This is a genomic window from Brachybacterium horti (genome assembly GCF_054777615.1).
In genome coordinates, this window is sequence record NZ_BAAHAM010000001.1 from 512,945 (window position 1) to 539,085 (window position 26,141).

The window sequence follows — 26,141 nt, forward strand, 5'->3', positions numbered from 1 at the left end:
ATGGACCTGCCCGCCGGAACCCTCCTCGCCGTGATGGCCACGATCGCGGTGCTGGTCCTGCCGGGGCTGCCCCTCGCGCTCGCCCTGAGGATGCGCGGGCTCGTGCTGTGCGCGGTGCTGCCCGTACTCTCCTTCGCCGTCATCGCGCTCTCCGCGGAGGTCGGGCACGAACTGCGGGCGGACTGGTCGCTGCTCGTGCCGCTGGCCCTCGGGATCCTGCTCGCCGGGGTCGTGCTCGGGGCGCGCGAGCTGCACCGTCGGCGCGCGAGGCCGCGCCCCCGCCACCTGGGCGCCGCAGGCCGTCCTGCGCCTCCGCCCCTGCCGACGGGGCGCGAGGGCCTGCGGGCCGCGCTCGCGCCCGCCGCGGGACTGCTCCTCGGCGGCGGGAGCCTGCTGGTGCTGCAGCTGCGGCGCATGGGGTCGGTGGACGCCGTCAGCCAGACCTTCGACAACGTCTTCCACCTCAGCGCCGTGCGGCACGTGATGCGCCTGCACGACGCCTCCTCCGGGGTCGTCGGCGGGATGACCCGACTGCCCGGGGAGTCCGGCTACTACCCGGCGCTGTGGCACCAGGCCGCGAGCCTCGTCGCCCAGCTCTCGGGGCAGGACGTCGCCCTCGCCTCGAACGTGCTCATGCTCGCGGCGGGCTGCCTCGTGTGGCCGCTGGGGCTGATGGCCCTCGTCGCCTCCGCGACCTCGGGCGGGCGGGCCGCCGGCGGCCTCGCCGGGGCCCTCGCCGGGATCAGCGGAGCCTTCCCGCTCGAGCTCATGAGCTGGGGACTGCTGCTGCCCTACCTGCTCTCGATCGTGCTGCTGCCCACGCTCCTGCTCGGGGCCGCGCACCTGCTCGCGCTCTCCCCCGCCGCGCGCCGGCCCGATCCCGCGCAGCTCGCCGCGATCCTGATCGCCTCCCTGCTCGCCGTCACCCTCGCCCACCCCCAGGGGGCGCTCGCGGCGATCCTGCTCGGGCTGCCGATGGCGCTCGTCGCCGTGGGGATGCGCGTGCGCTCGCTCCGCCGCGGGGACACGGACTCCCCCGCGGGGCTCGCGGCGACCGCGGGCCTCGCGCTGCTGGCCCTCGCCGCCGGTCTCGTCGGGTGGGGCATCGCGCGCCCCTCCCGCGGAGCCTCCTCCTGGGACCCCACCGCGCGCCCCGGCGAGGCGGTGCGCCAGGTGCTCACCCTGACCCCGAACTCGGCGCAGGCCTTCCTTCCGCTCGCGCTGGTCCTGCTCGCCGCCGTCCTCGCGGTCGTGCTGCGGAGCCGCTCGCGCTGGCTGCTCGCCCCGTGGCTGATCGCCGTCGCGGCCGACGTCACCGCCCGCTCCCTGCCCGAGGGGGACCTGCGCTACCTGCTCACCGGGCCCTTCTACAGCGACAACCACCGGATCTCCGCGCTGACCGTGGTGCTCGCCGTGCCCCTGCTCGCCGTGGGCCTCGAGGCGATCGGGCGGGCGCTCCGGGACCGGGCGGCGGCGCGCGGCGTGCCGGCGTCCGTGCTCACCGCGATCGGGGCGCTCGGCGTGCTCGTCGCACCGCTCGTCCTCGCCGTCTCCTGGGCCTCCCCCGCGACCGGCCAGGCGGAGCGCGGCGCGTTCCCGCAGTGGCAGGGGCGACAGCTGCTCTCCCCGGACGAGCGCGCGCTGCTCGCGGAGGTGCCGGGGATCGTGCCTCCGGACGCCGTGGTCGCGACCAACCCCTGGAACGGCAGCTCCCTCGTCTACGCGCTCGCGGACCGCGAGGTGACGAGCCTGTACATGTCCGAGGAGGTGCCGCGCTCCACGAAGCTGCTGCACGACCGGCTGGACGAGGCGCGGCACGACCCGCGGGTGTGCGACGCGATGCACGAGGAGGGCGTCGAGTACGCCCTGGACTTCGGGCCCGAGGAGCTCTGGGACCGCCGCGACACGATGTCCGGGATGACGGACCTCTCCTCCTCCGGCGTCGGGGTCGTCGTCGCGCAGGAGGGCGACGCGAAGCTCCTGCGCCTGCTCCCCTGCCGCGGCACCGATGGTTCAATGAGGTCGTGACCTCCACCGCTGAGCATCCCGCACGCCCGTCCGGCTCCACCGGTCCCTCCGGCCCCTCCTCGCAGGCCCGCGACGTCGCCCTCGACCTGGGCGCCTTCGTCACCGCCTCGCCCTCGAGCTACCACGCCGTCGCCGAGGCCGCCCGACGGCTCGAGGCCGGCGGCTTCCGGAGCCTGCTGGAGACCGAGGACTGGACCGCGGAGGACGTCGCCGGCGAGCGCTACGTGATCCGCGACGGCTCGATCATCGCGTGGTCCGCCCCCGAGGGGTCCGACTCCCGCAGCGCGTGGAGGATCGTCGGCTCGCACACCGACTCCCCCGCCCTCAAGCTCAAGCCCACGCCCCGGTACGGCGGCGGGGAGGGCGTCGCCCAGGTGGGCGTCGAGGTCTACGGCGGGCCGCTGCTGAACTCGTGGCTGGACCGCGAGCTGCGCCTCGCCGGCCGGCTGACGCTCTGGGACGGCACGACCGTGCTCACCGCGACCGGCCCGCTGCTGCGCATCCCCCAGCTCGCCGTGCACCTGGACCGCGCCGTGAACAAGGAGGGGCTGGTCCTGGACCCGCAGCGCCACCTGCAGCCGGTCCTGGGCCTCGAGGGTCAGGCGGGTCAGGCGGGCCAGGGCGGTCAGGGCGGGCTCGACGTCATGGCGATCCTCGCGGCGGAGGCCGGCGTGGACGCGGAGGACGTCGCCGGGTTCGACGTCGTCACCGTCGACGCACAGGCCCCCGCGCTGTTCGGCGCCCACGAGGAGTTCCTCGCCTCGGCGCGGCTCGACAACCTCACCTCGGTGCACGCGGAGGTCGAGGCCCTGCTCTCCGTCGCCGACGGCCCCCGCGAGGAGGGCGACCCGATCGCGCTCCTCGTCGCCAACGACCACGAGGAGGTGGGCTCCGCGAGCCGCTCGGGCGCCGCCGGGCCGTTCCTCGAGGACGTGCTCGTGCGGATGCACGCGGCGCTCGGCGGGGACGACGCCTCGCGCCGACGCGCCTTCGCCTCCTCGCTCGTGGTCTCGGCGGATGCCGGCCACGCGGTGCACCCGAACTACCCCGAGCGCCACGACCCCGTGACCCGTCCGCGGCTGGGCGAGGGGCCGATGCTGAAGATCAACGCCCAGCAGCGCTACGCGACCGACGCCGTGGGCATCGCGGCCTTCGTCGCCGCCTGCGACGACGCGGGCGTGCCCCACCAGCACTTCGTCTCGAACAACGCCATGCCCTGCGGGTCGACGATCGGCCCGATCACGGCGACCCGGCTCGGGATCACGACGGTGGACGTCGGCATCACGCTGCTGTCGATGCACTCCGCGCGCGAGATGTGCGCGGTCGAGGACCCGCTGCTGCTGCAGAAGGCCTGCGCGGCCTTCCTGCGCGGCTGAGGACGGCGGCGGCCGGACTCAGGTGGGATTCCTCTCCCGGTCCCGGGCGATCGCGATCCGCTCGACCTCGTCGCGCACCGCGCGGGCCTCGGCGATCGCCGGGTGGTCCGGGTCGCCGCCGCTGCCGCGCTGGGCGTCCTTGACGAGCTCCTCCGCCTGGTACCAGGCGTCCTCGAGGTGACCGGCCTCGGCGGTGGCGAGGGCGAGCTCGCCGCGCACGGCCATGGCCTCCTCGGTCGTGGACTCGCCGGCCTCGAGCAGCTCGAGCAGGCGGTGGGTGGCGTCGTGGACACGCTGGGCGGGACTGGTCACGGCACAATGGTGCCATGACCGCCGCCAGCGCCCTCCCCGTCCTCGTCCCCTCCGCCGCGGGGCACGGGGTCCCGCTCATCGAGGCGCTGCAGTCCCGCGGGTACACGATCGACCACTGCCCCTTCCTCGAGCTGCGCCCGCAGCGGGACGCGGACACCCGGCTCGCGCTCGAGGACCTCGTCGAGGGCCGCTACGCGCAGGTCGTGGTCGAGGGGCCGCTCTCGGCCCAGCTGCTCGTGGAGGACGTGCTCGGGACGGGCTCCGCGCTCCCGCCCGGGCTGCGCGTCGTCTCCGCCGGCTTCGAGACGGCGGAGGCGCTCCGGGCGGGCGGCATCACCCCCACCGCGACCGCCTCGGACGCCGAGGCCTCGATCGCGCAGGCCGTCGGTCCTGCGGGCGGCGGTGCTGCCGGTGACCGCGCGGCAGCCGGGCCGTCCGAGCTGCTGCTGCTCGGCTCGGCCCTGCTCCCGCCGACCCTGCGCACCTCCCTCGAGCGCGCCGGGCACCGGGTGACCGCGGTCGTCGGCTACCGGCCCCGCACCACGAGCCTGGACCCGCAGGTCGTCCGGGACCTGCGGCTCGCGGGGTACAGCGCGGTCGTGCTGCCCACGACGCTGCTCGCCTCCCTCGCGGGGCACCTCGGCATCCACCGGGACATCCGGGTGATCACCGTGCACCACGAGGCCACGGGCGCCGCCCAGGCGAAGGGCCTCACCGTCCACGGCGAGGCGGCCGAGCCCAGCCCGTGGGCGCTCGCGGCGGCGGTCGACGCGGCCGTCCGCGCCGCCGTCCCCGTCACGGGCAGGCCCTGAGCATGGAGATCAACCCGTACGACTCCCGGCTGCGGATGCTGCAGCAGGTCGACTCGGTCCAGCAGCAGCGTGAGGCGACGCCCGGCGAGGAGACCGCCGGATGCCCCGGCTGTCCCTACTTCTGGACCTGCCCGGTGCCGCACCGCGGCGAGGAGGTGCGGGCGCCCGAGCAGATCGAGATCGCGGACGTCGCCGATCAGCTGGCGCCGCGGGGCGAGTACCGCCCGCGGGACGAGAGCGACGTGGGCTGGACCGACGTCTGGATCGAGACGGAGGAGCAGGACGAGACCGACGAGGCAGACGAGCCCGACGACCCCGGGGTGCCGGACGAGCCGGCACCCCCGCGCTCAGGCCGTCGTCGCCTCTTCCGGCGTCGTCGCTGAGATCCCGCGGCGCACGGCGGCCTGGGCGAGATCGCGCGCGGAGGACGGCGGGACCGTGAGGTCCACGCGCATCCACCCGGCGGTGTGCATCGGGTCGTCCTCGGCGGCGCCGGCGCGACCGGTCACCGCGGCGGCGCTCACGCCCTCGCCCGAGATGTCGATGCCGAAGATCGTGTGGAAGGCCTCGACGTAGGCGTCGGCCTGGCCGGTCTGCGCGAGGTGCCGGGCGCGCTCGGAGGGGTCGTGCATGACCTTCGCGAGGATCCGGCGGATGCTGCGCTCGAGGACGTCGGCCGTCTCGCCGTCGACGTCCTGGCGCAGGCGGTCGATCTCGGCATCGGCCGTGTCGGCGACCTGGCGGCGGAGGGCGGCCATCGCCGGGTCCACGCGACGCACCTCCTGCTGCACGCGGAAGGCCTCGACGGTCTCCTCGACGATGTCCTGGGCGAGCAGCAGGGCCGGGTCGGCGTCGTCCGTCCCCACCTCGAGGTCGCGCAGGCCCAGCACGGTCACGCCGCGCAGGTGCCGCACGAGGGGGTGCAGGTCGGAGTGCAGGGCCAGGTCGAGGACGACGGTGCGGCCCGCGCCGAGGAAGCGGTCCGGGAACAGGCTCGTGCCGCGGCCGGAGCAGGCGACGACGAGGTCCGCCTCCGCGATCGCCTGCTCGAGGCTCTCCGCGCCGACGGCCTCGATGCCGTGGCGGCGGGCGAAGCCGAGCTCGCGGCCCGAGGGCGAGTGGACCTGGATGCGCTCGGCGCCGCGGCGCAGCAGCTCGGCGACGCCGAGGCGCGCGTAGGCGCCGGTGCCGACCACGAGCGCCCTGCGCCCCTCCATGCCGCCGAGCTCCGCGGCAGCGCGGTCGATCGCGACCGCGGCGCCGGAGCGGCCGGACGCGCCGATCGGCGCCTGGGTGGCGACGCGCTTGGCGCAGCGGAAGGCGTGCTGGAAGAGGTCGTGCAGGAGAGAGGTGGTGTGGCCGGTGCGGCGCGCGGCCTCGTAGGCGGCGCGCACCTGCCCGGCGATCTCCGCCTCGCCGAGGACGACGGAGCGCAGCCCCGAGGTGACCTCGTCGAGGTGGCGGGCGACCGCGTCGCCCATCGCGGCCTCGAAGCAGAGGGAGACGATCTCGCGGTCCAGGCCCGACGCGGCGGAGACGGCGTCGATCACGAGGTCCACGCCGTCGTGGAAGCGCACGGCGTCGAGGTAGATCTCGAGGCGGTTGCAGGTGGAGACGACGGCCCATCCCTCGAGCGCCCCGCTCGCGGCGTTGAGCTCCGCGATGCGGGCGGGAAGGGTGTCCGCGTCCTGTGTGAGGGCGTCGAGCACATCGAGATCGAGGTGCTCGTGGGAGGCGCGGAGGGCAGCGAGCATGGCCGCAGTCTAGGCCCGCGGCCTGGACCGGGCGCCCCTGGGAGCATGCCCGCGCCGAGGTGTGCACAATAGGGGCGTCATGGCACAGAACAGCACGTCAGAGCAGATTTTTCGCGACAGCGCGTCAGAACCTACCCCCGTCCCGACGCTCCCGCAGGTGGGGGCGTCTTCCCGGACGGCCGCCCCGTCCCTCCCGCCCGCCTCCCATCCCGCCGCGCGACCCGTCGCCGACGGCGGCGTGAGCGATGCGCCACTCCTGATGCATCTGCGCGGGGAGCGGAGTGAGAGCGAGGACACCTCCGCCCCGGTGTGGTTCATGCGACAGGCCGGGCGCTCCCTGCCCGAGTACCGCGAGGCCCGCGGGACCACCGCGATGCTCGACGCGTGCGTCACCCCCGCGCTCGCCGCGGAGATCACCGTGCAGCCCGTGCGCCGCCACCACGTGGACGCCGGCATCTTCTTCTCCGACATCGTCGTCCCCGCCCGCCTCGCCGGGCTCGGCGTCGAGATCCGACCGGGCGTCGGCCCCGTCTTCGACCACCCGATCCGCACCGCGGCCGACGTCGACGCGCTGCCCCCGCTCGGCGACGACTACGAGGCGGCGCTCGACCCCATCCGCGAGGCCGTCGGCCTGACCGTCGCCGAGCTCGGCACGACCCCGCTCATCGGCTTCGCGGGCGCACCGTTCACCGTCGCGAGCTACATGGTCGAGGGCGGTCCGAGCCGCGACCACCTCCGCACCCGCGCGCTCATGCGCACCGAGCCGGAGACCTGGCACCGCCTCGCCTCGTGGGTCGCCGAGCTCTCCGGCCGCTTCCTGCGCGCGCAGGTGCTCGCGGGCGCCTCCGCCGTGCAGCTGTTCGACTCGTGGGTGGGCGCGCTCGGCGCGGACCTCTACCGCGAGGCCGTGCTCCCCCACTCCGCCGAGGTGCTCGGCGCCGTCGCGGACCTCCCCGTCCCCCGGATCCACTTCGGCGTGGGCGCCGCGCACCTGCTGCGCCCGATGCAGGAGGCCGGCGCGACCGTCGTCGGCGTCGACCACCGGATGCGGCTCGACGAGGCGCTCGAGATCCTCCCCGAGGGCACCCCGGTGCAGGGCAACATCGACCCCGCGGTGCTCTTCACCTCCGAGGAGGTGCGCTTCGCGGAGGCCCGCGCGGTGCTCGCGGCCGGCGCCGGCGCGAGCGGCCACGTCGTGAACCTCGGCCACGGCGTCCCGCCCGAGACGGACCCGCAGGTCCTCACCGACCTCGTCGCCTTCCTGCACGCTCAGCGATGACCGATCAGGGGCAGGTGGCCGGCCGCACCCGCGAGGCCCGCACGGTCGTCGTCGGCGGCGGCCTCGCGGGGCTGCTCGCCGCGCGCTCCGCCGCCCGCGCGGGCCGCTCCGTCCTCCTGCTCGAGGCCGGTCCCGCCCTCGGAGGGGCGATCGCGGCCGGTCACGTCGCCGGGGTCCCGCTCAGCACGGGCGCGGAGGCGTACTCCGTCGCCGGCGGGCACGTCGACGCGCTGCTCGGCGAGCTGGGGCTCGACGGCTCGGCGCCCGATGCCGCGGGGTCCCCGGCGGTCGTCACCCCGCGCGCCGGGCTCGGCAGCCGGATCGTCTCCGACGCCGGCACCCACCCCGCCCCATCGGGCTCCGTGCTCGGCGTCCCGTCCCGCCCCCTCGCGCGGGACGCCAGGGCCGTGCTGGGCCTCGCGGGCTCGCTGCGTGCGGCGCTCGAGCCGCTGCTCCCCGCCCGCATCGGCTCCCGCCCCGGCGCGAGCGTCGACGCCGTGATCCGCGCCCGCTGCGGGGCCCGCGTGGCCGAGCGGCTCGTCGCCCCGATCGTCGGCGGCGTGCACTCCGCCGATCCCCGCACGCTCGAACTCGCGAGCGCGTCCCCGCAGCTCGCGGCCGGCCTCTCGCGGCACGTCTCGCTCACCGCCGCCGTGCGCGCGATCACCGCGGAGTCCGCCCGCCGCGGCAGCCCCGGCACACGGGTCCGCTCGCTCGCTCCGACCATGGGTGCGCTGCCCGAGGCCCTCGCCGCGGAGATCCGGGAGCGCGGCGGCGAGATCCGCACGGAGACGCCCGCCCGGCGCATCTCCCGGGAGGCCGACGGCGGCTGGACGGTCGCGCTCGGCACCGAGTCCGTCAGCGCCGAGGAGCTCGTGCTCGCCGTCCCTCCGGACGCCGCGCGCGACCTGCTCGCCGGTGCCGCCCCGACGCTCTCCGCCGCGATCCCCCAGGCCCCCGCCGCAGCGGTGCGCCTCGTCGCCCTCGTCGTCGACGCCCCCGCGCTCGACGCCTTCCCCGCCGGCACCGGCGCGCTGGTGGCCCCCAGGACCGCCGGTGTGCGCGCCAAGGCTCTCACCCACGTGAGCGCGAAATGGGAGCACGTGCAGGCGGCCGCCCGCGCGGCCCTGCCCGAGGCCCGCTCCCCGCACGTGCTGCGCCTGTCCTACGGCCGGCCCGGCGAGACCCTCCCCGACCCGTCGGACATCGTCGACCTCGCCCTCGCGGACGCGAGCGTGATCCTCGGGACGCGGCTGCGCCGGGAGGACCTCCTCGGCAGCGCTGTGATCGACTGGGACCGCGCCATGCGCCAGGCCCGGCCGGGCCACGCCGAGGCCCTCACCGAGGTCACCGCGCTGCTCGCCCGTCCCGAGCACGCAGGCCTCGGCCTCGCCGGTACCTGGCGCGCCGGCACCGGCATCGCGGCGATCGTCCGCGCCTCGACCTCGACCACGACCACCTCGTCCACCACGTCCTCGTCCACCACCGCGGAAGGAAACCCCTCATGACCAGTGCTCCCCTCTCCTCGACGGCTCCCACGGCCGAGGGTCCCTCGGACCAGTTCACGACGACGAACTACACGAGCTACACCGTCTACCGCCGTCTCGCGGGCCTCACCCAGGACGGCACCACCACCGCCGCCCGCATCGAGGACGCCCTCGCCGCGGTCTCCACCCGCATCGAGGAGCTCGGTGCGCACCTGCTGGGCTACTACGACCTCACCGGCTTCCGCGCCGAGGCCGACGTCATGATCTGGCTCCGCTCCGAGGACGCCGCCGCCCTGCAGGCCGCGATCCGCGTCTTCGAGTCCTCCGCCGCCGGCGGCTTCCTCGAGCGCACGTGGGCCGCCGTGGGCGTCGACCGCCGCGCCGAGTTCGCCTCGCGCCACGTGCCCGCCTTCATCGACCCCGAGCTGGACCGCAAGGAGTGGATCACCGTCTACCCCTTCGTCCGCTCCTACGAGTGGTACCTCCTGCCCGAGGAGGAGCGCCGGCGCATGCTGCGCGAGCACGGCCTCCTGGGCCGCGACTACCCTCAGGTCAATGCCAACACCGTCGCCGCCTTCTCCCTGGGCGACTACGAGTGGCTGCTCTCCTTCGAGGCGGACGACCTCCACGACCTCGTCGACATGATGCGCCACCTGCGCTACTCCGATGCCCGTCTGCACGTGCGCGACGAGCTCCCCTTCCACGCCGGTCGCCGCCTCGCCTCCCTCGCGGACGTCGCCGCCCTGCTCGCCTGACCTCCGACCTCCAGCACTCCCCCACGAGGACACCGTGACCACTCCGTCCCAGACCGATCAGCACCTGACCACCCCTCTGACCGTCGATCCCCGCTCCGCGACGCACACCCGCCGGGCCGAGCCGCGCGACATCGACGCCATCCTCTTCGCCTCCTTCGGCGGTCCGGACGGCCAGGACGACGTCATCCCGTTCCTGCGCAACGTGACCCGAGGGCGCGGCATCCCCGACGAGCGGCTCGAAGAGGTCGCCGGGCACTACCGTGCGCTCGGCGGGCGGTCCCCCATCACGGCGCAGAACCGTCAGCTCATCGCCGCGCTGGAGCAGGAGCTCTCGCGCCGAGGCATCGATCTGCCCGTCTACTTCGGCAACCGCAACTGGGAGCCGTACCACGCCGATGCCGTCCGCGCGCTGCACGCCGACGGCAGACGCCATGCGCTGGCGCTGGTCACCAGCGCATACTCCTCCTACTCCTCGTGCCGTCAGTACCGCGAGGACTTCGGGATGGTCCTCCAGGAGACCGGGCTGGCCGGCGAGGTCACCATCGACAAGGCCCGTGTCTACTTCAACCACCCCGGGTTCCTCGAGCCCGTGCTCGACGGATTGCGCAGCGCGCTCGACGATCTCGCCGCCCAGGGCCACGATGCCGAGAACGTCCGGGTGCTGTTCTCCACGCATTCGGTCCCGCTGTCCATGGCCGAGGCCTCGGGCCCGGAGGAGACGCGCGTCGAGGGCTCGGGCGGCTGGTACGTCGAGCAGCACCTCGCCGCGTGCCGCTGGGTCATGGACCAGATCGACGACGACGCGCCTGTTGCGCCGCAGTGGGAGCTCGTCTACCAGTCACGCTCGGGCGCTCCCCACATCCCGTGGCTCGAGCCGGACGTCAACGACGTGATCACCAGGCTCGCGGAGACCGGCGACAGCGGGACGGAGCACCCTGTCGAAGCAGTCGTCGTGGTCCCGATCGGCTTCGTCACCGACCATGTCGAGGTGGTGTGGGACCTCGACACCGAGGCGAAGGAGACCGCGGCCGAGCACGGGCTCGCGTTCCGCAGGGTGGCGACCTCGGGGACCGATCCTCGGTTCGTGTCCGCGCTCGCGGATCTCGTCCAGGAGCGCCTGGATCCCGCCTTCCCGCGCGAGGAGGTGACGGACTTCGGATCGACCCCCGATGTCTGCGGAGCGAACTGCTGCGTCGGGAGGCTGTGTCGTCCCACCACGAGTGGGGTGGACTCCGCCGAGGATGTCCGGCGCGCCGGACAGCAGCAGGCGGGCGCTGAACGGTGACGGGAGATTCAGGAAGGTCACCTCTGCGCCTGGGCACCCGGGCCTCGTCCCTCGCCCTCACGCAGTCCGGGCTCGTGGGCGAGGCCCTCGTGGCCGGCACCGACCGCGAGGTGGAGCTCGTGCACGTGCGCTCCCAGGGCGACGTGGACCGCACGAGTCCGCTCGCCCGGATCGGCGGGACGGGCGTGTTCGTCACCGCCGTGCGCCAGGCGCTCCTGGACGGGGACGTGGACGTCATCGTCCATTCCTGCAAGGACCTGCCGACGGCCCCCGCGCCCGGCATCGCCCTGTCCTGCGTGCCCGCGCGGGAGGACCCCCGCGACGCGCTCTGCGCCGCGGGCGGCCGCACCCTCGACCAGCTGCCCCGCGGGGCGCGCGTGGGCACCGGGTCCCCGCGCCGCGCCGCGCAGCTGCTCCGGGCCCGCCCCGACCTCGAGGTCGTCGCGATCCGCGGCAACGTCGAGACCCGCCTCGCCCGCGCGCTCGGCGCCGACGCGGACCTCGACGCGGTCGTGCTCGCCGCCTCCGGCCTGCGCCGCGTGGGCAAGGAGGAGTCGATCAGCGAGCTGCTGCCCGTCGAGGTCATGCTCCCCGCGCCCGCCCAGGGCGCCCTCGCCGTCGAGACCCGCGAGAGCACGGAGCCCTGGCTCGCCACGGCCCTCGCCGGGCACGAGGACGCCGCCACGCGTGACGCCGTGACGGCCGAGCGGGCGCTGCTGCGCACCCTCGAGGCCGGCTGCTCCGCCCCCGTCGCCGCCTTCGCCGAGCAGCGGGACGGCGCCCTGCACCTGCGGGCGCTCGCGATCTCGACCGACGGCGCCCGCGTCGTGGAGGGCGAGCGGAGCGCCCGCGACGGCGAGTCGGCCGCGCAGCTCGGCGAGGAGCTCGCCCGCGACCTCCTCGACCGCGGCGCCGGCACGATCCTCGCGGAGGCGACCGCGCTGTGACGCCCCGCCCGGTGCTCCTCCCCCGCCCCCTCGGGCGGGGCGGGGATCTCGCGGCGCTGCTCGGGGCGCAGGGAGTGCGCGTCGACCACCACCCGCTGCTCGCGCTCACCGCGGAGGACTCCCCCGCGCTGCGCACGGCCCTGGACGCTCTCGCGGCGGGCCGGTACACCCATCTCGTCGTCACGAGCCGCACCACCGTCGGCGCCCTGCTCACCGTCCGGGAGCGGCAGGGCGCGGCGGAAGGGATCGTGGTGCCCGCGGGCACGCTGGTCATCGCCGTCGGCCCCGGCACCGCCGCCGAGCTGCGGGAGGCGGGGATCCGCGTGGACCACGTCGCCGCGGGCGCCGGCGCCGCGCTCGTGACGGAGTTCCCGACGCTCGCGAGTCCGACGCCGACGGGCCCATCGCCGACCGACAGCGGCACCGCCCTCGCGCGGGTCCTGTTCCCGGCCTCGGCGGCCGCCGCCCCGACCGTGCGCCGAGGGCTCGAGGCGCTCGGTGACATGGTCGAGAAGGTCGACCAGGTCACCGCCTACCGCCCCGAGGAGCTCACCCCACCACCCGCCGTCGCGGCGGCGCTCCGCGACGGCGACTACGCCGCCGTCATCCTCACCAGCCCGATGATCGCGCGCCACGTCGCCGGCATCGGGGTGGGCCCCGGCACCGCCGTCGTCACCATCGGCGCGCCCACCACCGACGCCGCCCGCGAGGCCGGCCTCACGGTGAGCGTGCAGGCCGACGCCCCGGACGACACCCACCTCGCCGCCGCCGTGCAGCAGGCGCTGCGCGGCCCCGGCCCCGCATCACAGACCACCCTCGACGACCCCCAGGAGGATCGATGACCACCCCGTCCCAGCCCCGCACCCCGTCGGCCGCCCGCACCTCCCTGCCCACCGGCCCGCTGCCCGTCGAGCGGACCCGTCGCCTGCGCTCCACCTCCGCCCTGCGCTCGCTCGTGCGCGAGCACACCCTGCGCCCCGCGGACCTCGTGCTGCCGATGTTCGTCGCCGAGGACCTCACCGGGAGCGACTCCCGCCCGATCACCTCCATGCCCGGCGTCGCCCAGCACTCCCTGGACTCCCTCGCGCGCACCGCGACCGAGGCCGTCGAGCGCGGGGTCGGCGGCATCATGCTGTTCGGCGTCCCGACCGAGAAGGATGCGATCGGCTCCGGCGCGACGGATCCCGACGGCGTGCTCAACCAGGGCCTCGCCCGGCTCCGCGCCGAGCTCGGCGACGACACCGTGGTCATGGCGGACCTCTGCCTCGACGAGTTCACCGACCACGGCCACTGCGGCGTCCTCGACGCCGACGGCCGCGTCGACAACGACGCCACCCTCGAGCGCTACCGCGACATGGCCGTCGCCCAGGCGGAGGCGGGGGCGCACCTCGTGGGGCCCTCCGGGATGATGGACGGGCAGATCGCGGCGATCCGCGACGCGCTCGACGTGACCGGCCACGAGGACACCGTCGTCTACGCGTACACCGCGAAGTACGCCTCGGCGTTCTTCGGCCCCTTCCGCGAGGCCGTGGACTCCTCCCTCGTGGGCGACCGCCGCACCTACCAGCAGGACCCCGCCAACGGCCGCGAGGCGCTGCGCGAGCTCGAGCTCGACGTCGCCGAGGGCGCGGACCTCGTCATGGTCAAGCCCGGCATGCCCTACCTCGACGTGCTCAAGGAGATCTCGCAGGCCTCCCCCGTGCCCGTCGGCGCCTACCAGGTCTCCGGCGAGTACGCGATGATCGAGGCGGCCGCCGCGAACGGCTGGCTGGACCGCGAGCGCACGATCCTCGAGTCGCTGCTGGCCTTCCGCCGCGCCGGCGCGAGCACCGTGCTGACCTACCACGCGAGTGAGGTCGCCGGGTGGTTCCGCGACGGCCTGCCCGAGGGGCTCCGCGAGTTCCTCTGAGCTCGGCCGCCACCGCACCCCGCCGCCTCATCCCGCCACCGCACCCGACCCCGCCGCCGCACCCGACACAGGAGCCCGCCATGACCTCGACCCCCACCGGCCTCTCCGAGGAGCTCTTCGCCCGCGCCCGCCGCGTGATCCCCTCCGGCGTGAACTCGCCCGTGCGGGCCTTCGGCTCCGTGGGCGGGACCCCGCCCTTCCTCACCTCGGCCTCCGGAGCCCTGCTCACCGACGCCGACGGCCGCGAGTACGTGGACCTCGTCGGCTCCTGGGGCCCGATGATCCTGGGTCACGCGAACCCCGCCGTCGTCGAGGCCGTGCGCGAGGCCGCCGGACACGGGCTCTCCTTCGGCGCCCCGCAGCCGGGCGAGGTCTCCCTCGCCGAGGAGATCGCGCGGCGCGTGGGCCCGATCGAGCGGCTGCGCCTGGTCAACTCCGGCACCGAGGCGACGATGAGCGCGCTGCGTGTGGCCCGCGCCGCCACCGGCCGTGACGTGATCGTGAAGTTCGCCGGCTGCTACCACGGGCACGTCGACGCCCTCCTCGCCGAGGCCGGCAGCGGCGTCGCGACCTTCGCCCTGCCCGGCTCCGCCGGTGTCACGGCCTCCACCGCGAAGGACACCGTGGTGCTGCCCTACGGCGACCTCGACGCGGTGCGCGAGCTGTTCGCCGCCCGAGGCGAGGAGATCGCCGCGGTCATCACCGAGGCCGCCCCCTGCAACATGGGTGTCGTGACCCCGCCGGAGGGCTTCCACCGCGAGCTCGCGGGCATCGTCCACGGCGCCGGCGCCCTGCTCATCAGCGACGAGGTCCTCACGGGCTTCCGGGCGAGCGCCGCGGGCTACTACGGCATCGACGGCGAGGGCTGGACGCCGGACCTCATGACCTTCGGCAAGGTGATCGGCGGCGGTCTCCCCGTGGGCGCCTTCGGCGGCCGGGCGGATCTCATGGACCTGCTCTCCCCGGCCGGCCCCGTCTACCAGGCGGGCACGCTCTCGGGGAACCCGCTCGCGACCGCCGCCGGGCTCGCGACCTTCGCGGGCCTCGACGACGCCGCCTACGCCCAACTGGACCGGGCCTCCGTGGCGCTCCAGCAGCTCGTCGCCGAGGCGCTCACGACGGCGGGTGTCCCCCACGTGATCCAGACCGCCGGGACCCTGTTCTCGGTGTTCTTCCGCAGCGAGCCGGTGCGCACCTACGAGGACGCGAAGGCGCAGGACACCGCCGCCTTCACGCGGTTCTTCCACTCGCTGCTCGACAGCGGCATCTACCTGCCGCCCTCCGCCTTCGAGGCCTGGTTCGTCTCGACGGCGCACACTCCCGAGGTCATCGACCGGATCGCCGAGGCCCTGCCCGCGGCGGCACGGGCGGCCGCCGCGAGCTGAGGGTCAGCGGGCGGCCACGGTCCCGAAGGCCTCGAGGTGCCGGCTCAGGTGCGGGACCAGCACGGCCGCGTAGTCCACGTGGTGCTCACGGAGCACCGCGCGCAGACGCTCCACGAGCGGCGTGCCGTCCACGAGCTCGGTGGTCAGCGCGTCGCCGTAGCCCACGTGGAGGATCTGCCTGCCGTCGGCCCCCTCCAGCAGCGCCAGCAGGTCCACGCCCTCGAGGGAGTCGGGCGTGTTCTCCACCTGCGCGGAGACCTGGTAGGACGCGGCGGCGCGGGCGTAGGCGGCACGCGAGATCCGCCAGATCTCCGCGAACAGCTCCGGATCATGCCGGGCGACGACCTCGAGGGCGCACAGGTAGCTGGTGCCGGAGGTCTTGAGGTGCACGAGGCCCTCGGTGGCCTCGACGGCGAGCGGGTAGATCGAGTACTTGTCCGAGCCCGAGTGCAGCGAGATCTTGTAGCCGCCGAACAGCTCGCCGATCGCGTGGTGCGCGGCGAGGTTGCTGCGCAGCTCCTCGTGGTCGCCGAGGAACTCCAGCCCCTTCTCGAACCCGTCGACGTAGCGGGGGGCGAAGCTGAACCACTCGGCGCCGAGCCGGCGGAGCTCCGCGGCGAGGAAGTAGTGCTCGAAGAAGGAGGTCTGCCACGCGGTTTCGTCCACCGCGATCTCGGCCTCGACCTCGTACCCGGCGCGCGCGGCGCCCTCGCGGAGGTGGCGGTACAGCCCGATGGCCTCCGCGACCGCGCCCGCGTACTTCACGACGGCGGTGAGGACCTCCTGCTCGTCCGGCTCGAGGACGAGGCCCGGCGCGACCTCGACCCGGATGCCGGCGTAACGGGCGAGGGTGCCCTCCCAGGTGTCCTCGAGGACATCCCAGGGCAGGGCGAGCGCCTGCTCGAGGGTCGCCCCGACGGTGACGTCCTGGACCGCGTCGCCGGGGTCGAGGGTGAACATCGTGAAGCCCGCGTCGAGGCCCCGGTCGATGCCCTCGGTGGTCTTGATGTGGTCGCAGTCCGCGCCGTAGCCGCGGTCCCAGCCCGCCTCGACGAGACCGAAGGTCGCCTCGTCCATGACCTCGCGGGCGCTGCGGCCCAGACGGTCCATCTCGCGGATCGACTGCTGGGCGAGCACGGGCAGCACGTCCCCGCCGACCGCGGCGAAGGCGGCGGCCTGGCCGGCGGTGGCGAGGCCGAGCCGGTCGCCGGTGCCCACGGAGGTGCGGTGACCGGTGACGAGCTGCGGGCGGAGCGCGGGGATCACGGCCCGCAGGGCGACGGCGTTCTCGTGGGAGAGCGGGCCTGCGAGCAGGTGGTCCCCGCCGTCCGCGCTGAGCTCGCCGTCGAACCCGGCGAGGGCGGCGGCGTCGCTCGCGCGGAGCAGGAGCGTGCTGCCGTCGCTGGTGCGGGTGACGTCGGCGGTGAGGGAATCGGTGCGCAGGGTCATGTCTGTTCGTGTCCTCGATGACGCGGGGTGCAGCGTGGTGCCGCGGAGCCTGGGACTGCAAACGTTTCCATACCTCGCGCCTGTCGGCAAGCCCTTTCCCTCGATGGTCTGCCTGAAACACGTTGCAGCTTCGTGAGGGCTTCCCCGCGCGGGGACGGGTCAGTCCGCGTGGAAAGGGTCAGTCCGGGCCGGACGGCGGAGGCGCCTGCACGGGCGGGGTGAGCGCCCGCGGTCCCGTGACCCGGGTGACCCCGTTGCGGCTCCTCCAGGAGACGCGGTGCCCGGGCAAGCCGTCCTCCGCGCGCGCCACCGACCTCGTCTGCTCCGCACGACCGAGGTTGCAGTACGCACAGCCGCCCTGACCGTCGTCCAGGCTCGTCGCCCCGCCCTCCGCATACGGCAGCACATGGTCCATGTGACGGATGGGCGCGTCGCAGAACGGCCCGCGGCAAGTCGTGTCGCGCCAGGTGAGGAAGCGTCGCATCCCCGCGGGGAAGGCTCGAGCACGGGAGTCGGCCGCGATCAGCTCGCCGGTCGTGGGATGCGTGAACAGGCGCCGGAACACGGTGCGCACGCTCGCCCCCGCGAGCCCGAAGGGGTCCGACTCCCCGGGTGGAGGTGGGTCCAGCGCCCGTCGGATCTGCTCCCGCACGGCCTCCGCAGGGACGGCGCCGTAGCCCTCGAGGTGCGCGACGTCCCCGGACTCGGGCGCGAGGAGCGTGCGCTCGGTGATGAGCACGCCGATCTCCAGGGTGACCCGGGGCGGGGAGCCCGACGGGCCCGCCCCCGGCGCCGCTGTCTCGTCCTCGGCCTCCGTCGTGCCCTCCGTGCCCTCCGGTGACGGCTCCGATCCCGGCGCCGAGTCCTCCACCGCCGCCGACACCGGCTCCGGCGCGGACACCGGCTCCGGCGCCGTCTCCGCCTCCGGTCCCGCCTCCGGTACCGTCTCCACCTCCGGTCCCATCTCCGTCTCCGACGACGGCATCACGCTCGGCACCGCGACGGGGCCGCCCAGCAGCACCGTGGAGGCGAGGTCCGCCATGAGGGCGCCGTGCCCGGTGCGGTCGCCCGACGCCCGCCGACGCTCCGCCTCGAGCGCGAACCGCTTGCCGATCAGCGCCCCGTCCACGGCGGGCAGGTGCAGGGTCACCGAGGCCATGCCGTCCTGCCGCCGGTGCACCCTCAGATGCCGCCGCCGGCGCGCGATCAGGTGACGACGGGCAGCACCCTCCGGATCCGCGGCCTCGACCGCGGCGGCGGCCTCGTCCTCCCACTGCCGTGTCGAGGCGGCGTCGAGGTACGGGAGCCGCGCCGCGAGCGCCTGGTCCACCTGTGCGCGACCGTCCTCGTCGAGCACCCGGACGGCGCTCGCGACCCGCAGCGCGGCCTCCGCGCCGATGCCGCCCACGGCGACCGCCTCGTGGATCGAGGGCAGGGAGCGGACGAGGCGCTGCGCGGCGGAGAGGGACCAGACGGCCCGCGCGGGCGACTGCCGCGTGACCATCGAGACCTCCCGCGCGGCGGCCTGGTCCGCGCCGCGGTCGGTGCTGCGCATCGTGCGCTGATCATGATCGCCCTCGGCGGTGGCATGGGCGTCCCGCTCTTCGCGCCGGGTCGCCTCCGCGATCGCCGTCTGCGCCGCGGGGGCCAGGGCGTCGAGCACACCGCGGAGCTCGACGATGCGCTGCAGCAGGGCCGTGAAGTGCGCACTGGGGTGGACGCCCGCGTCGAAGGTGCCCTCGCTGTCCAGGAGCACGCCCAGCAGCGCATGCGCGTGGTCGCCCAGGGTGGCGGCGAGATCCTGCGGCGCCGGTCCCTGCGCTGGGCCGGGCAGGCTCCCGCCGGCATCCGGCGGCGGCTCGCCTGCCGGGTGCTCGGGATCCTGCGCGTGCTCGGTCATGTCCCCAGCCTCCGCCGGGTCACGCCCGCCCGCAGCGGACCACCCGCGACGGTGGACAAGCAGGCGATGGGGAGGAACGATCGCCGGGTCCGCGACAGAAGATGACGGGGCGCTGGCCAGGTGAGCCCGGCATCGGGCACGGTGGTGGCATCGCTTCGTAGCTCAGGCCGGTAGAGCAGCTCCCCCATAAGGAGTACGTCGCAGGTTCGAATCCTGCCGGAGCGTCCCGTCGGGCCCGGATGGCAGGATCGGGCCCATGCCTCCACTCCCCCGCCGCGCCCGCTCCCGCCTCCGCGCCCCCGCGCTCACGGCCCTCGACGCCACCGTCCTCGAGCCGGCGGGCCCCGAGGCCCTGCGGTCGGACGAGCTCGCCGACTCCCTGCTCCTCGAGGGGACGGACCTCACCGGCGTCGACCTGCGCGGGTCCCGGATCGTGGGCTGCCGTCTGGACCGTCCTCGCGCCTCCGAGCTGCGGGCGACCGACGGCTCCTGGCGCGAGGTCGAGCTGCTCTCGCCCCGGGTGGGCGCGCTCGCCCTCGACGGCGCCGCGCTCAGCTCGGTGCTGATCAGCGGCGGCAAGGTCGACTGGCTGAGCCTGCGCGGCGCCGAGCTCACCGACGTCCTCATCGAGGACGCGACGATCACGAGCCTCGACCTCACCGAGGCGCGGCTGACCCGGGTGGCGCTGCGGGACTGCCGCATCGACGAGCTCACGATGGACCGCGCGACCTGCGTCGACGTGGACCTGCGCGAGGTGCGCCCGGGCGTGGTGCACGGGGTGGACGCACTGCGCGGGGCCACCGTGGGCCCCGCGCAGCTGATCGATCTCGCGCCGCAGCTCGCCGAGCAGCTCGGGATCCGCGTCGCCGACTGACCCGCGGCTCGGGCCGGGCGCAGCCCGCCGGGGGAGCGCGCGAGCTCGATCCTCACGCAGCGATCCATCACCACGTCGCGGAGGGCGTTCTCGCGGAGCACGTCGACGACGTCCGACACGACGGGGAGGCCCGCGAGGGAGTCGCCGGCGGGGCCGCTCCCCTCCCCCTGTCCCCCACCGCCCGGACGCCGCCCCGTATGGCGCACGCCATGCCGGGAGGTCAAGCCGGACCACCGCCGCGTCAATGGCGGCTGCTGCGGGTCAAATCCCGTTCAACGGCTCGATGCGGCTCGTTCAACGCGCTTCAGGTCCGCCGGCACGGCTCCTAGCGTGGATGACCGCTCCCCGGACGCCCGGGCCCCACCCTCGACGTCACCGCATGTCGCCCGTGACCGGAGCGAGCATCGCGTCGAGGGACGCGAGAGACCCACAGCATCGCCACGAAGGAATCACCACCCCCATGACGCTCCAGAACACCCACCGCGCCGCCGGCCGCGCCGTCACCCCGCTCACCGCCTCCCGCCGTGCGGCGCACGCGGTCGGCGGGAGCGCCGTGCTCGGCACCGTCCTCGTCGGCACCGCCTTCGCCGGCGGCACCGCCGCGCTGGCCGACGACTCCGCGCTCGCGGGCTCCGACGAGGCCGCGGTCACCGCGACCTCCGCCCCCGCCCAGGCCTCCGGCTCCGACGAGTCCGCGGAGCAGGCCTCCGATACGGCGTCCTCCGACACCCTCCGCCGGGGCGACTCGGGCCGGGCCGTGGAGGACCTCCAGGAGGCCCTCAACGCGCAGGGCGCCGACCTCCCCGAGACCGGCTTCTTCGGTTCCCTGACCCGCGATGCGGTCATCGACCTCCAGTCCGGGGCCGGCATCGCGACCGACGGCGTCGTGGGCGCCGACACCCGGGCCGCGCTCGACGGCGGCTCCGCCGATTCCGACTCCGGCTCCACGAACGGCACCCCGGCCGGCGCGACCGTCGTGCCGTCGAGCTCCTCGGACTCGAGCGGGAGCGGCTCGACGATCGTCGACGCCGCCCGCTCCGCGATCGGCACCCCCTACTCCTGGGGCGGCTCCTCGCTCGGCGGCATGGACTGCTCCGGCCTCGTGAACTACGCGTACAGCGCCGCGGGCATCGACGTGCCCCGCACCGCCGGCCAGCTGGCCGACCAGGGCCGCAGCATCTCCCAGTCCGAGGCGCAGCCGGGCGACCTCGTCACCTGGCCCGGCCACGTCGCGATCTACGCGGGCGACGGCGAGATCATCGACGCCTCCGGCTCCAAGCAGCAGGTCGTCGAGCGCGAGATCTGGGGCAACCCCACCGGGTTCGTCACCTTCCGCTGATCCTGCCCCCGGCCCGGCCCACGCCGGCGCCCTCCACCGAGGCCCGGTCCCGCACCATGCGGGGCCGGGCCTCGGTCCGTGCTGTCTCTTTCCGTGCCTCAGCCGTGCTGCGCGATCGCCATCTCGTAGTAGCCGAGCAGGTCGTCCGACGCCGCCTCCCAGGAGTACTTCTCCGCCTCGGCGCGGGCCGCGGCGCGGATCCGCGTGCGCAGGTCGCCGTCGCCGAGCCGCTCGAGGGCGGCGTCGAGGGAGGCCTCGTCGCCGGAGTCGAAGAGCAGCCCGTCCACGCCGTCGGTCACCTGCTCGAGGGTGGGGCCGGAGCGGGCGGCGACCACCGGGAGCCCGGAGGCCATGCCCTCGAGGATGACGAGACCCAGGGTCTCGGTGACGGAGGGGAACACGAAGGCGTCGGCGCTCGCGAAGGCGCTCGCGAGCTCCTCACCCTCCATGAACCCGGGGAACACGGTCGAGGTGCCGCGGAAGAGCTGCTCGAGCTCCCCGCGGAACGGCCCGTCGCCCACGATCGCGAGGGCCACGTCGTCGCGGCGGTCCATCATCGGCCGCAGCCGGTGGATCTCCTTCTCCGCGGCGAGGCGGCCCACGAACACCAGGAGCTTCTTCTCCGGGTGCCCCTGCGTGAGCCGCTCGCGCATCGCGTCGCTCGCGAAGGAGGGGTGGAAGGTGTGGGTGTCCACGCCCCGTCGGACCACGTGGAGGTTCTCGATGCCGTGCTCGGCGAGCTCGGCGCGCATCGTCTCCGAGGTCGCGATGTTGACGTCCGCGAGGGCGTGGTTGCGGCGGATCTGCCACCACACGGCGGGCTTGCCCCACCGCCACGCCCGGTACAGGTCCAGGTAGCGCGGGATGTGGGTGTGGTAGCTCGCGACCAGCGGGATCCGCTGGCGGTGCGCGGCGAAGGCCCCCGAGGAGGCGAGCAGGATCGGCTGGGCGGCGTGGACGACGTCCGGGTGGAAGCCCCGGATGATGCCGTCCACGGTGGGGCTCGGCAGGGTGAAGCGCCGATGCTTGTAGAACGGCAGCGTCACCGGCCGCACGCCCACCACCCGCGCCCCGTGGTGCTCGGTCACGCCGAGGTCCGGCGCGATGACCATGACCTCGTGACCGAGGTCCACGTAGCGCTCGACGGCGTGGCGCAGCCTCGTCACCACGCCGTCCACGGAGGGCAGGAAGGTCTCCGTGACGATCGCGATCCTCACCGGGCGGTCGTCACTTCCAGGTGACGGTGGGCATGACGAGCTCGCGCTTGACGCGCTCGGTGTTCTGCTGGGCGACCTTCAGGACCTCGGCGAGGTGCTCGTCGGTCAGCAGGTGCGGCTCCAGGCCCAGGTCCAGGAGGTTCGTGTTGACCGCGTTGTAGTAGTGGTCGTACTTCTCCACGCGCGGGTTCTCGGTGTTCGCGATCTCCGCCTGCATCCCGAGGTCGCGGGCGACCTTCTGGACCTTCTGCGCGAGCTCGAGCACGGAGAACTGCTCGGTGAACTGGTTGTAGACGCGGAACTCTCCGCGGTCGGCGGGGTTCAGGCAGGCCAGCTCGATGCAGCGCACCGTGTCCTGGATGTCGAGGTAGCCGCGGGTCTGGGAGCCGTTGCCGTAGACCGTGAGGTCGTGTCCGATCGCCGCCTGGATGATGAAGCGGTTCAGGGCGGTGCCGAACACGGCGTCGTAGTCGAACCGGTTCACGAGGCGCGGGTCGAGGCGGGTCTCGTCGGTCTCGAGGCCGTAGACGACGCCCTGGTTGAGGTCCGTCGCGCGGACGCCCCAGACGCGGCACGCGAACATGATGTTGTCGCTGTCGTGCACCTTCGTGAGGTGGTAGAAGGAGCCGGGGGCCTTGGGGAACGGGAGGCGGTCCTTGCGGCCCTTGTGCTCGATCTCGATCCAGCCCTCCTCGATGTCGATGTTCGGCTGGCCGTACTCGCCCATGGTGCCGAGCTTGACGAGGTGGCAGTCCGGCGCGTGGTCCTTGATCGCCCACAGGACGTTGAGGGTGCCCTCGACGTTGTTGCGGTGGTTCTCGATCGCGTGCTCGCGGTCGATCATCGAGTAGGGGGCGCTGCGGTGCTCCGCGAAGTGCACGAAGGCCTCCGGCTGGAGGTCCTCGAACAGGTGCGAGACGGTCTCGTAGTCGGTGAGGTCGCCGATGACGACGGCGATGTCCTTCCCGGAGACCTCCTTCCAGACCTGCACGCGCTCCTCGAGGGGGAGGATGGGGGTCACGGAGTTCGAGCCGAGCTCCTCGTCGATCTCGCGGCGCACCAGATTGTCGACGATCGTGACCTCGTGGCCCTTCTGTGAGAGGTAGAGGGCGGTGGGCCAGCCGCAGAATCCGTCTCCGCCGGCGACGACGATCTTCATGGTTCGATACCTCCGATAGGTCGGTTCCCGGCGTTCGCGGGACGCCCTCGGCCGGATCGAGGAGCAGAGCGTCCGCTCTTAACGTAATGCAGGGCGACAGGCCGTCAAAGACGGACTCCCGCCGTCATGAACAGCAGAGGAATGACCGATGACCCAGGACCGACGCCCCGATGTCACCGTCGTGCCGGCGCCCGCGCCGACCCCCGACCACGTCGGCCCCCTCCGCCCGCGGCCGCTGCCGTCCACGGATCGCCGGGTGCTCGTCATGGGCATCGTCAACCGCACCCCGGACTCCTTCTTCGACCAGGGCCGCACCGACTCCCTCGAGAAGGCGGTCGCGGCGGGCCTCGCGGCGGGCACGGCGGGGGCGGACCTCGTGGACGTGGGCGGCGTGAAGTTCGCGCCCGGCGAGCCGGTCCCGGTGGCCGAGGAGATCGACCGCGTGGTCCCCGTCCTCGAGCGCCTGCGCCGCGAGCTGCCCCATGTGCTGCTCTCCGTGGACACCTTCCACGCCGACGTCGCGGATGCCGCGATCGCCGTGGGCGCCGATCTCATCAACGACACGACGGGGCTCTCCGACCCGCGCCTGGCCGGCGTGGTGGCCCGCACGGACGCCTCCCTCGTCATCACCCACTCGCTCGCCGAGCCCCGCCGGGCGCACCCGCATCCCGTCTACGGGGACGTCGTCGCCGAGGTGCGGGACTTCCTCGCGGTGCGCGTGGAGCAGGCCCTCGCGGCGGGCATCGCCCCGGAGCGGATCGTCGTGGACCCCGGCCCGGACCTCAACAAGTCCACCGTGCAGACCCTCGAGGTGCTGCGCGGCTGGGAGCGCTTCGCCGATCTCGGCCATCCCGTGCTCGCGGCGCTCTCGCGCAAGGACGTCATCGGGGAGTCGCTGGGCCTCCCGGCGGCCGAGCGCCTCGAGGGGTCGCTCGCCTCCGCCGCCTGGGTCGTCGAGCGCGGCGCCCGGCTGCTGCGGGTGCACGACGTCGCCGCGACGGTGCGCCTGGTGCGGATGCTCGAGGTGATCCGGGGGTGGCGGGACCCGGAGGGCCCGCTCGTGCACAACGTCTGAGGTCAGCGCCGGTGCTCGGCGAGCACGGCGTCGGCCAGCCGCGGCATGACCTCGCGGTGGGCGTCGCAGAAGTCGTGCGAGGTGCCGACCACGAGCGCGAGGTCCGCGACGGGGTCCACCCAGAAGGCGGTGCCGCGCATGCCGAAGTGGCCGAAGGTCTCCGGGGAGTTCCCGCTCCCGGTCCAGTGCGGGGACTTGTGGCCGCGCACCTCGATGCCGAGGCCGAAGGGGTTCGGGTCCTGCTTGCCGAAGCCCGGCATGATGCCCACGAGCTCGGGCAGCTGGGGGGTGGTGAGCTCGCGCATCCACGGCGCCTCGAGCAGGGTGGGCCGCAGCAGCTCCCCCGCGAGCAGGGCGAGGTCCGAGAGCGCGCCGTGGGCGCCCACGGAGGCGGAGCCGGTCCAGTCGAGGCCGGTCATGCCGAGGGGGTCCGCGACCCGCTCCTGCACCCAGTCGCCGAAGTCGCGGCCGACGGCGCGCTCGACGTGGCGGGCCGCCTCGTCGATCCCGTGGTTCGAGTAGTGGCGGCGCAGCCCGGGCGCCTGCAGCGTCGAGTCCGACTCGTAGAAGTAGCCGGAGGCGTGCGCGAGCAGGTGGCGCAGGGTGGAACCGGGCGGGCCGGCCGGGTCCTCGAGGTGCGCACGCCCCTCCTGGAGGGCGATCGCGCAGGCGGTGCCGGTGACGGTCTTGGTCACGGAGCGCCAGGGGCGCACGCGGTCGAGGTCGCCGCGGGCGGCGCGCACTCCCTCGGGGCCGATGACGATCGCGGCGGCCTCGAAGCCGAAACGGTCGAGGAGGTCGAGCGCGGTGCTCACTTTCCGCCTTCCCCGGGCAGGGCGTCCGCGAGCAGGGCGTCGGTCAGGCCGGGCCAGGCGGCGACGTGGGCGGGGCCGAAGGGCTCCGCGCCGAGGTAGGCGGCGGTGAGACCCGCCTCGGGGTCCACCCAGAGGAAGGAGCCGGACTGGCCGAAGTGGCCGAAGGTCCGCTCGCTGCTGCGCGAGCCGGTCCAGTGCGGGTGCTTGCTCCCGCGGATCTCGAACCCGAGGCCCCAGTCGTTGGGGCGCTGGCGGCCGTAGCCGGGGAGGATGCCGTCGAGCCCGGGGAACTGCACGGTCGTCGCCTCCCGGTGGAGATCCTCCGGCAGGAGCGTGGGGGCGAGCAGCTCGCGGCCCACGGCGAGCAGGTCGCGCACGCTGCCCCGGTAGCCGGCGGCCGGGGAGCCGTCCACCTCGAGGTCGGTGAGGCCCAGCGGCGCGAGGACGGTCTGCTCGACCCAGTCGGGGAGGTCGTGGCCGGTGGCGTCCTCGAGGACCGCGCCGAGCACCTCGAAGCCGGCGTTGGAGTAGATGCGGCGGGTGCCGGGCTCGGCGATCGCCTCGGCGCCCTCGAAGGGAAGGCCGGCGGTGTGGGCGAGGAGGTGGCGCACGGTCGCGCCGGCGGGGACGCCCTCGCGGTCCACGGCGTCCTCGAGGTCGATCAGCGCCCGGTCCACCGCGACGAGCGCGGCGAGCGCGGTGATCGGCTTGGAGACGCTCGCGAGGGGGCGGACCCGGGCGGGGTCGCCCTCCGTGCACAGCACGGCGTCGGCGTCGCTCAGCCCGAGCTCGTGCGGGGCGGGCAGCGGCTCGGGGGGCGGGGGCGCGACGTTCTCCACCGGGCGATGATCGCACAGCGGGAGACGGCGGGGCGGGCGCGGCGGCCGGTGGCCGAATCGTGATCCGGGCTCGCTCGGGCCCCGCACCTGGGGAATTCTCGACTACTGACCAGAAACCTGCTGACCGGGAACTTTTTACCCCTTG

23 protein-coding genes and 1 tRNA gene are annotated in these 26,141 nt (G+C 74.6%); 16 read left to right on the forward strand and 8 right to left on the reverse strand.

The window, feature by feature from the left end; genetic code table 11:
* Both ACYVAP_RS02505 and ACYVAP_RS02510 read left to right on the forward strand, forming a co-directional pair.
* A complete protein-coding gene (locus ACYVAP_RS02505; protein ID WP_498859378.1) occupies positions 1 to 2,028 on the forward strand; it encodes a DUF6541 family protein in 2,028 nt (675 codons plus the stop codon).
* Positions 2,025 to 3,404: a M18 family aminopeptidase gene (locus ACYVAP_RS02510; RefSeq protein ID WP_498859379.1), complete on the forward strand. Its 1,380-nt coding sequence runs from the start codon at positions 2,025 to 2,027 to the stop codon at positions 3,402 to 3,404. The genes ACYVAP_RS02505 and ACYVAP_RS02510 overlap by 4 nt, the downstream gene beginning before the upstream one ends.
* Before the next feature lie 18 nt (positions 3,405 to 3,422).
* Here the strand turns inward: ACYVAP_RS02510 and ACYVAP_RS02515 are convergent, their stop codons facing one another.
* The gene (locus ACYVAP_RS02515) at positions 3,423 to 3,716 is read right to left on the reverse strand and encodes a hypothetical protein (protein WP_498859380.1); all 294 of its coding nucleotides are present in this window, start codon (positions 3,714 to 3,716) and stop codon (positions 3,423 to 3,425) included.
* Between the two features lie 14 nt (positions 3,717 to 3,730).
* Here ACYVAP_RS02515 and ACYVAP_RS02520 point away from each other — a divergent pair, with 14 nt between their 5' ends.
* Positions 3,731 to 4,528, forward strand: a complete 798-nt coding sequence (locus tag ACYVAP_RS02520; RefSeq protein WP_498859381.1) for a uroporphyrinogen-III synthase — start codon at positions 3,731 to 3,733, stop codon at positions 4,526 to 4,528.
* Between the two features lie 2 nt (positions 4,529 to 4,530).
* Positions 4,531 to 4,911, forward strand: a complete 381-nt coding sequence (locus ACYVAP_RS02525) for a hypothetical protein (RefSeq protein WP_498859382.1) — start codon at positions 4,531 to 4,533, stop codon at positions 4,909 to 4,911.
* Here the strand turns inward: ACYVAP_RS02525 and ACYVAP_RS02530 are convergent.
* The gene (locus tag ACYVAP_RS02530) at positions 4,876 to 6,282 is read right to left on the reverse strand and encodes a glutamyl-tRNA reductase (protein ID WP_498859383.1); all 1,407 of its coding nucleotides are present in this window, start codon (positions 6,280 to 6,282) and stop codon (positions 4,876 to 4,878) included. The two genes, ACYVAP_RS02525 and ACYVAP_RS02530, sit on opposite strands and share 36 nt — an antisense overlap.
* Before the next feature lie 259 nt (positions 6,283 to 6,541).
* Between ACYVAP_RS02530 and hemE the strand changes: the two genes are divergently transcribed.
* The 8 genes from hemE (at position 6,542) to hemL (ending at position 15,329) form a co-directional block, all read left to right on the forward strand.
* A complete protein-coding gene (gene hemE, locus ACYVAP_RS02535; protein ID WP_498859384.1) occupies positions 6,542 to 7,561 on the forward strand; it encodes a uroporphyrinogen decarboxylase in 1,020 nt (339 codons plus the stop codon).
* Complete coding sequence (locus ACYVAP_RS02540; RefSeq protein ID WP_498859385.1) at positions 7,558 to 9,069, forward strand: protoporphyrinogen/coproporphyrinogen oxidase; 1,512 nt, start codon at positions 7,558 to 7,560, stop codon at positions 9,067 to 9,069. The genes hemE and ACYVAP_RS02540 overlap by 4 nt, the downstream gene beginning before the upstream one ends.
* Entirely contained in the window at positions 9,066 to 9,803 is a 738-nt protein-coding gene (hemQ, locus tag ACYVAP_RS02545; RefSeq protein WP_498859386.1) for a chlorite dismutase family protein, read from the forward strand. Before ACYVAP_RS02540 ends, hemQ begins: the two co-directional genes overlap by 4 nt.
* Positions 9,804 to 9,837: 34 nt before the next feature.
* On the forward strand, positions 9,838 to 11,088 hold the full coding sequence (locus tag ACYVAP_RS02550; protein WP_498859387.1) for a ferrochelatase: 1,251 nt from the start codon (positions 9,838 to 9,840) through the stop codon (positions 11,086 to 11,088).
* Positions 11,085 to 12,035, forward strand: a complete 951-nt coding sequence (gene hemC / locus ACYVAP_RS02555; RefSeq protein WP_498859388.1) for a hydroxymethylbilane synthase — start codon at positions 11,085 to 11,087, stop codon at positions 12,033 to 12,035. Before ACYVAP_RS02550 ends, hemC begins: the two co-directional genes overlap by 4 nt.
* A complete protein-coding gene (locus tag ACYVAP_RS02560; protein WP_498859389.1) occupies positions 12,032 to 12,877 on the forward strand; it encodes a uroporphyrinogen-III synthase in 846 nt (281 codons plus the stop codon). Before hemC ends, ACYVAP_RS02560 begins: the two co-directional genes overlap by 4 nt.
* A complete protein-coding gene (hemB, locus tag ACYVAP_RS02565) occupies positions 12,874 to 13,944 on the forward strand; it encodes a porphobilinogen synthase (protein ID WP_264450532.1) in 1,071 nt (356 codons plus the stop codon). Before ACYVAP_RS02560 ends, hemB begins: the two co-directional genes overlap by 4 nt.
* Positions 13,945 to 14,024: 80 nt before the next feature.
* Complete coding sequence (hemL, locus tag ACYVAP_RS02570; RefSeq protein WP_498859390.1) at positions 14,025 to 15,329, forward strand: glutamate-1-semialdehyde 2,1-aminomutase; 1,305 nt, start codon at positions 14,025 to 14,027, stop codon at positions 15,327 to 15,329.
* A gap of 3 nt (positions 15,330 to 15,332) precedes the next feature.
* On the opposite strand, the gene ACYVAP_RS02575 is transcribed toward hemL, so the two are convergent.
* Complete coding sequence (locus tag ACYVAP_RS02575; protein WP_498859391.1) at positions 15,333 to 16,778, reverse strand: tagaturonate epimerase family protein; 1,446 nt, start codon at positions 16,776 to 16,778, stop codon at positions 15,333 to 15,335.
* Between the two features lie 178 nt (positions 16,779 to 16,956).
* Positions 16,957 to 18,678, reverse strand: a complete 1,722-nt coding sequence (locus ACYVAP_RS02580; protein ID WP_498859392.1) for a DUF222 domain-containing protein — start codon at positions 18,676 to 18,678, stop codon at positions 16,957 to 16,959.
* Between the two features lie 151 nt (positions 18,679 to 18,829).
* Between ACYVAP_RS02580 and ACYVAP_RS02585 the strand changes: the two genes are divergently transcribed.
* From ACYVAP_RS02585 to ACYVAP_RS02595, 3 genes are all read left to right on the forward strand, one after another.
* Positions 18,830 to 18,903, forward strand: a tRNA-Met gene (locus ACYVAP_RS02585).
* A gap of 31 nt (positions 18,904 to 18,934) precedes the next feature.
* Complete coding sequence (locus ACYVAP_RS02590; RefSeq protein ID WP_498859393.1) at positions 18,935 to 19,552, forward strand: pentapeptide repeat-containing protein; 618 nt, start codon at positions 18,935 to 18,937, stop codon at positions 19,550 to 19,552.
* Between the two features lie 460 nt (positions 19,553 to 20,012).
* Entirely contained in the window at positions 20,013 to 20,891 is an 879-nt protein-coding gene (locus ACYVAP_RS02595) for a C40 family peptidase (protein ID WP_498859394.1), read from the forward strand.
* A gap of 98 nt (positions 20,892 to 20,989) precedes the next feature.
* Here ACYVAP_RS02595 and ACYVAP_RS02600 read toward each other — a convergent pair whose 3' ends face one another.
* A complete protein-coding gene (locus ACYVAP_RS02600; protein WP_498859395.1) occupies positions 20,990 to 22,108 on the reverse strand; it encodes a glycosyltransferase family 4 protein in 1,119 nt (372 codons plus the stop codon).
* A gap of 10 nt (positions 22,109 to 22,118) precedes the next feature.
* Complete coding sequence (locus ACYVAP_RS02605; protein ID WP_137769824.1) at positions 22,119 to 23,267, reverse strand: NAD-dependent epimerase/dehydratase family protein; 1,149 nt, start codon at positions 23,265 to 23,267, stop codon at positions 22,119 to 22,121.
* Positions 23,268 to 23,415: 148 nt separating this feature from the next.
* Here ACYVAP_RS02605 and folP point away from each other — a divergent pair, with 148 nt between their 5' ends.
* Complete coding sequence (folP, locus tag ACYVAP_RS02610) at positions 23,416 to 24,342, forward strand: dihydropteroate synthase (RefSeq protein ID WP_498859396.1); 927 nt, start codon at positions 23,416 to 23,418, stop codon at positions 24,340 to 24,342.
* A gap of 2 nt (positions 24,343 to 24,344) precedes the next feature.
* On the opposite strand, the gene ACYVAP_RS02615 is transcribed toward folP, so the two are convergent.
* Positions 24,345 to 25,157, reverse strand: coding sequence for a serine hydrolase domain-containing protein (locus ACYVAP_RS02615; RefSeq protein ID WP_498859397.1), 813 nt, complete (start codon positions 25,155 to 25,157; stop codon positions 24,345 to 24,347).
* A complete protein-coding gene (locus tag ACYVAP_RS02620; protein ID WP_498859398.1) occupies positions 25,154 to 25,996 on the reverse strand; it encodes a serine hydrolase domain-containing protein in 843 nt (280 codons plus the stop codon). Before ACYVAP_RS02620 ends, ACYVAP_RS02615 begins: the two co-directional genes overlap by 4 nt.
* Positions 25,997 to 26,141: the final 145 nt, after the last annotated feature.

Excerpts from the sequence above, each read along its gene's own strand:
- ACYVAP_RS02590 (WP_498859393.1), top strand. The coding sequence starts at position 18,935 with ATGCCTCCACTCCCCCGCCGCGCCCGCTCCCGCCTCCGCGCCCCCGCG.
- ACYVAP_RS02520 (WP_498859381.1), top strand. The coding sequence starts at position 3,731 with ATGACCGCCGCCAGCGCCCTCCCCGTCCTCGTCCCCTCCGCCGCGGGG.
- ACYVAP_RS02575 (WP_498859391.1), bottom strand. The coding sequence starts at position 16,778 with ATGACCCTGCGCACCGATTCCCTCACCGCCGACGTCACCCGCACCAGC.
- ACYVAP_RS02525 (WP_498859382.1), top strand. The coding sequence starts at position 4,531 with ATGGAGATCAACCCGTACGACTCCCGGCTGCGGATGCTGCAGCAGGTC.
- hemE (WP_498859384.1), top strand. The coding sequence starts at position 6,542 with ATGCATCTGCGCGGGGAGCGGAGTGAGAGCGAGGACACCTCCGCCCCG.
- ACYVAP_RS02605 (WP_137769824.1), bottom strand. The coding sequence starts at position 23,267 with ATGAAGATCGTCGTCGCCGGCGGAGACGGATTCTGCGGCTGGCCCACC.
- ACYVAP_RS02530 (WP_498859383.1), bottom strand. The coding sequence starts at position 6,282 with ATGCTCGCTGCCCTCCGCGCCTCCCACGAGCACCTCGATCTCGATGTG.
- hemQ (WP_498859386.1), top strand. The coding sequence starts at position 9,066 with ATGACCAGTGCTCCCCTCTCCTCGACGGCTCCCACGGCCGAGGGTCCC.
- hemL (WP_498859390.1), top strand. The coding sequence starts at position 14,025 with ATGACCTCGACCCCCACCGGCCTCTCCGAGGAGCTCTTCGCCCGCGCC.
- ACYVAP_RS02540 (WP_498859385.1), top strand. The coding sequence starts at position 7,558 with ATGACCGATCAGGGGCAGGTGGCCGGCCGCACCCGCGAGGCCCGCACG.
- ACYVAP_RS02505 (WP_498859378.1), top strand. The coding sequence starts at position 1 with ATGGACCTGCCCGCCGGAACCCTCCTCGCCGTGATGGCCACGATCGCG.
- ACYVAP_RS02580 (WP_498859392.1), bottom strand. The coding sequence starts at position 18,678 with ATGACCGAGCACGCGCAGGATCCCGAGCACCCGGCAGGCGAGCCGCCG.
- folP (WP_498859396.1), top strand. The coding sequence starts at position 23,416 with ATGACCCAGGACCGACGCCCCGATGTCACCGTCGTGCCGGCGCCCGCG.
- hemB (WP_264450532.1), top strand. The coding sequence starts at position 12,874 with ATGACCACCCCGTCCCAGCCCCGCACCCCGTCGGCCGCCCGCACCTCC.
- ACYVAP_RS02595 (WP_498859394.1), top strand. The coding sequence starts at position 20,013 with ATGACGCTCCAGAACACCCACCGCGCCGCCGGCCGCGCCGTCACCCCG.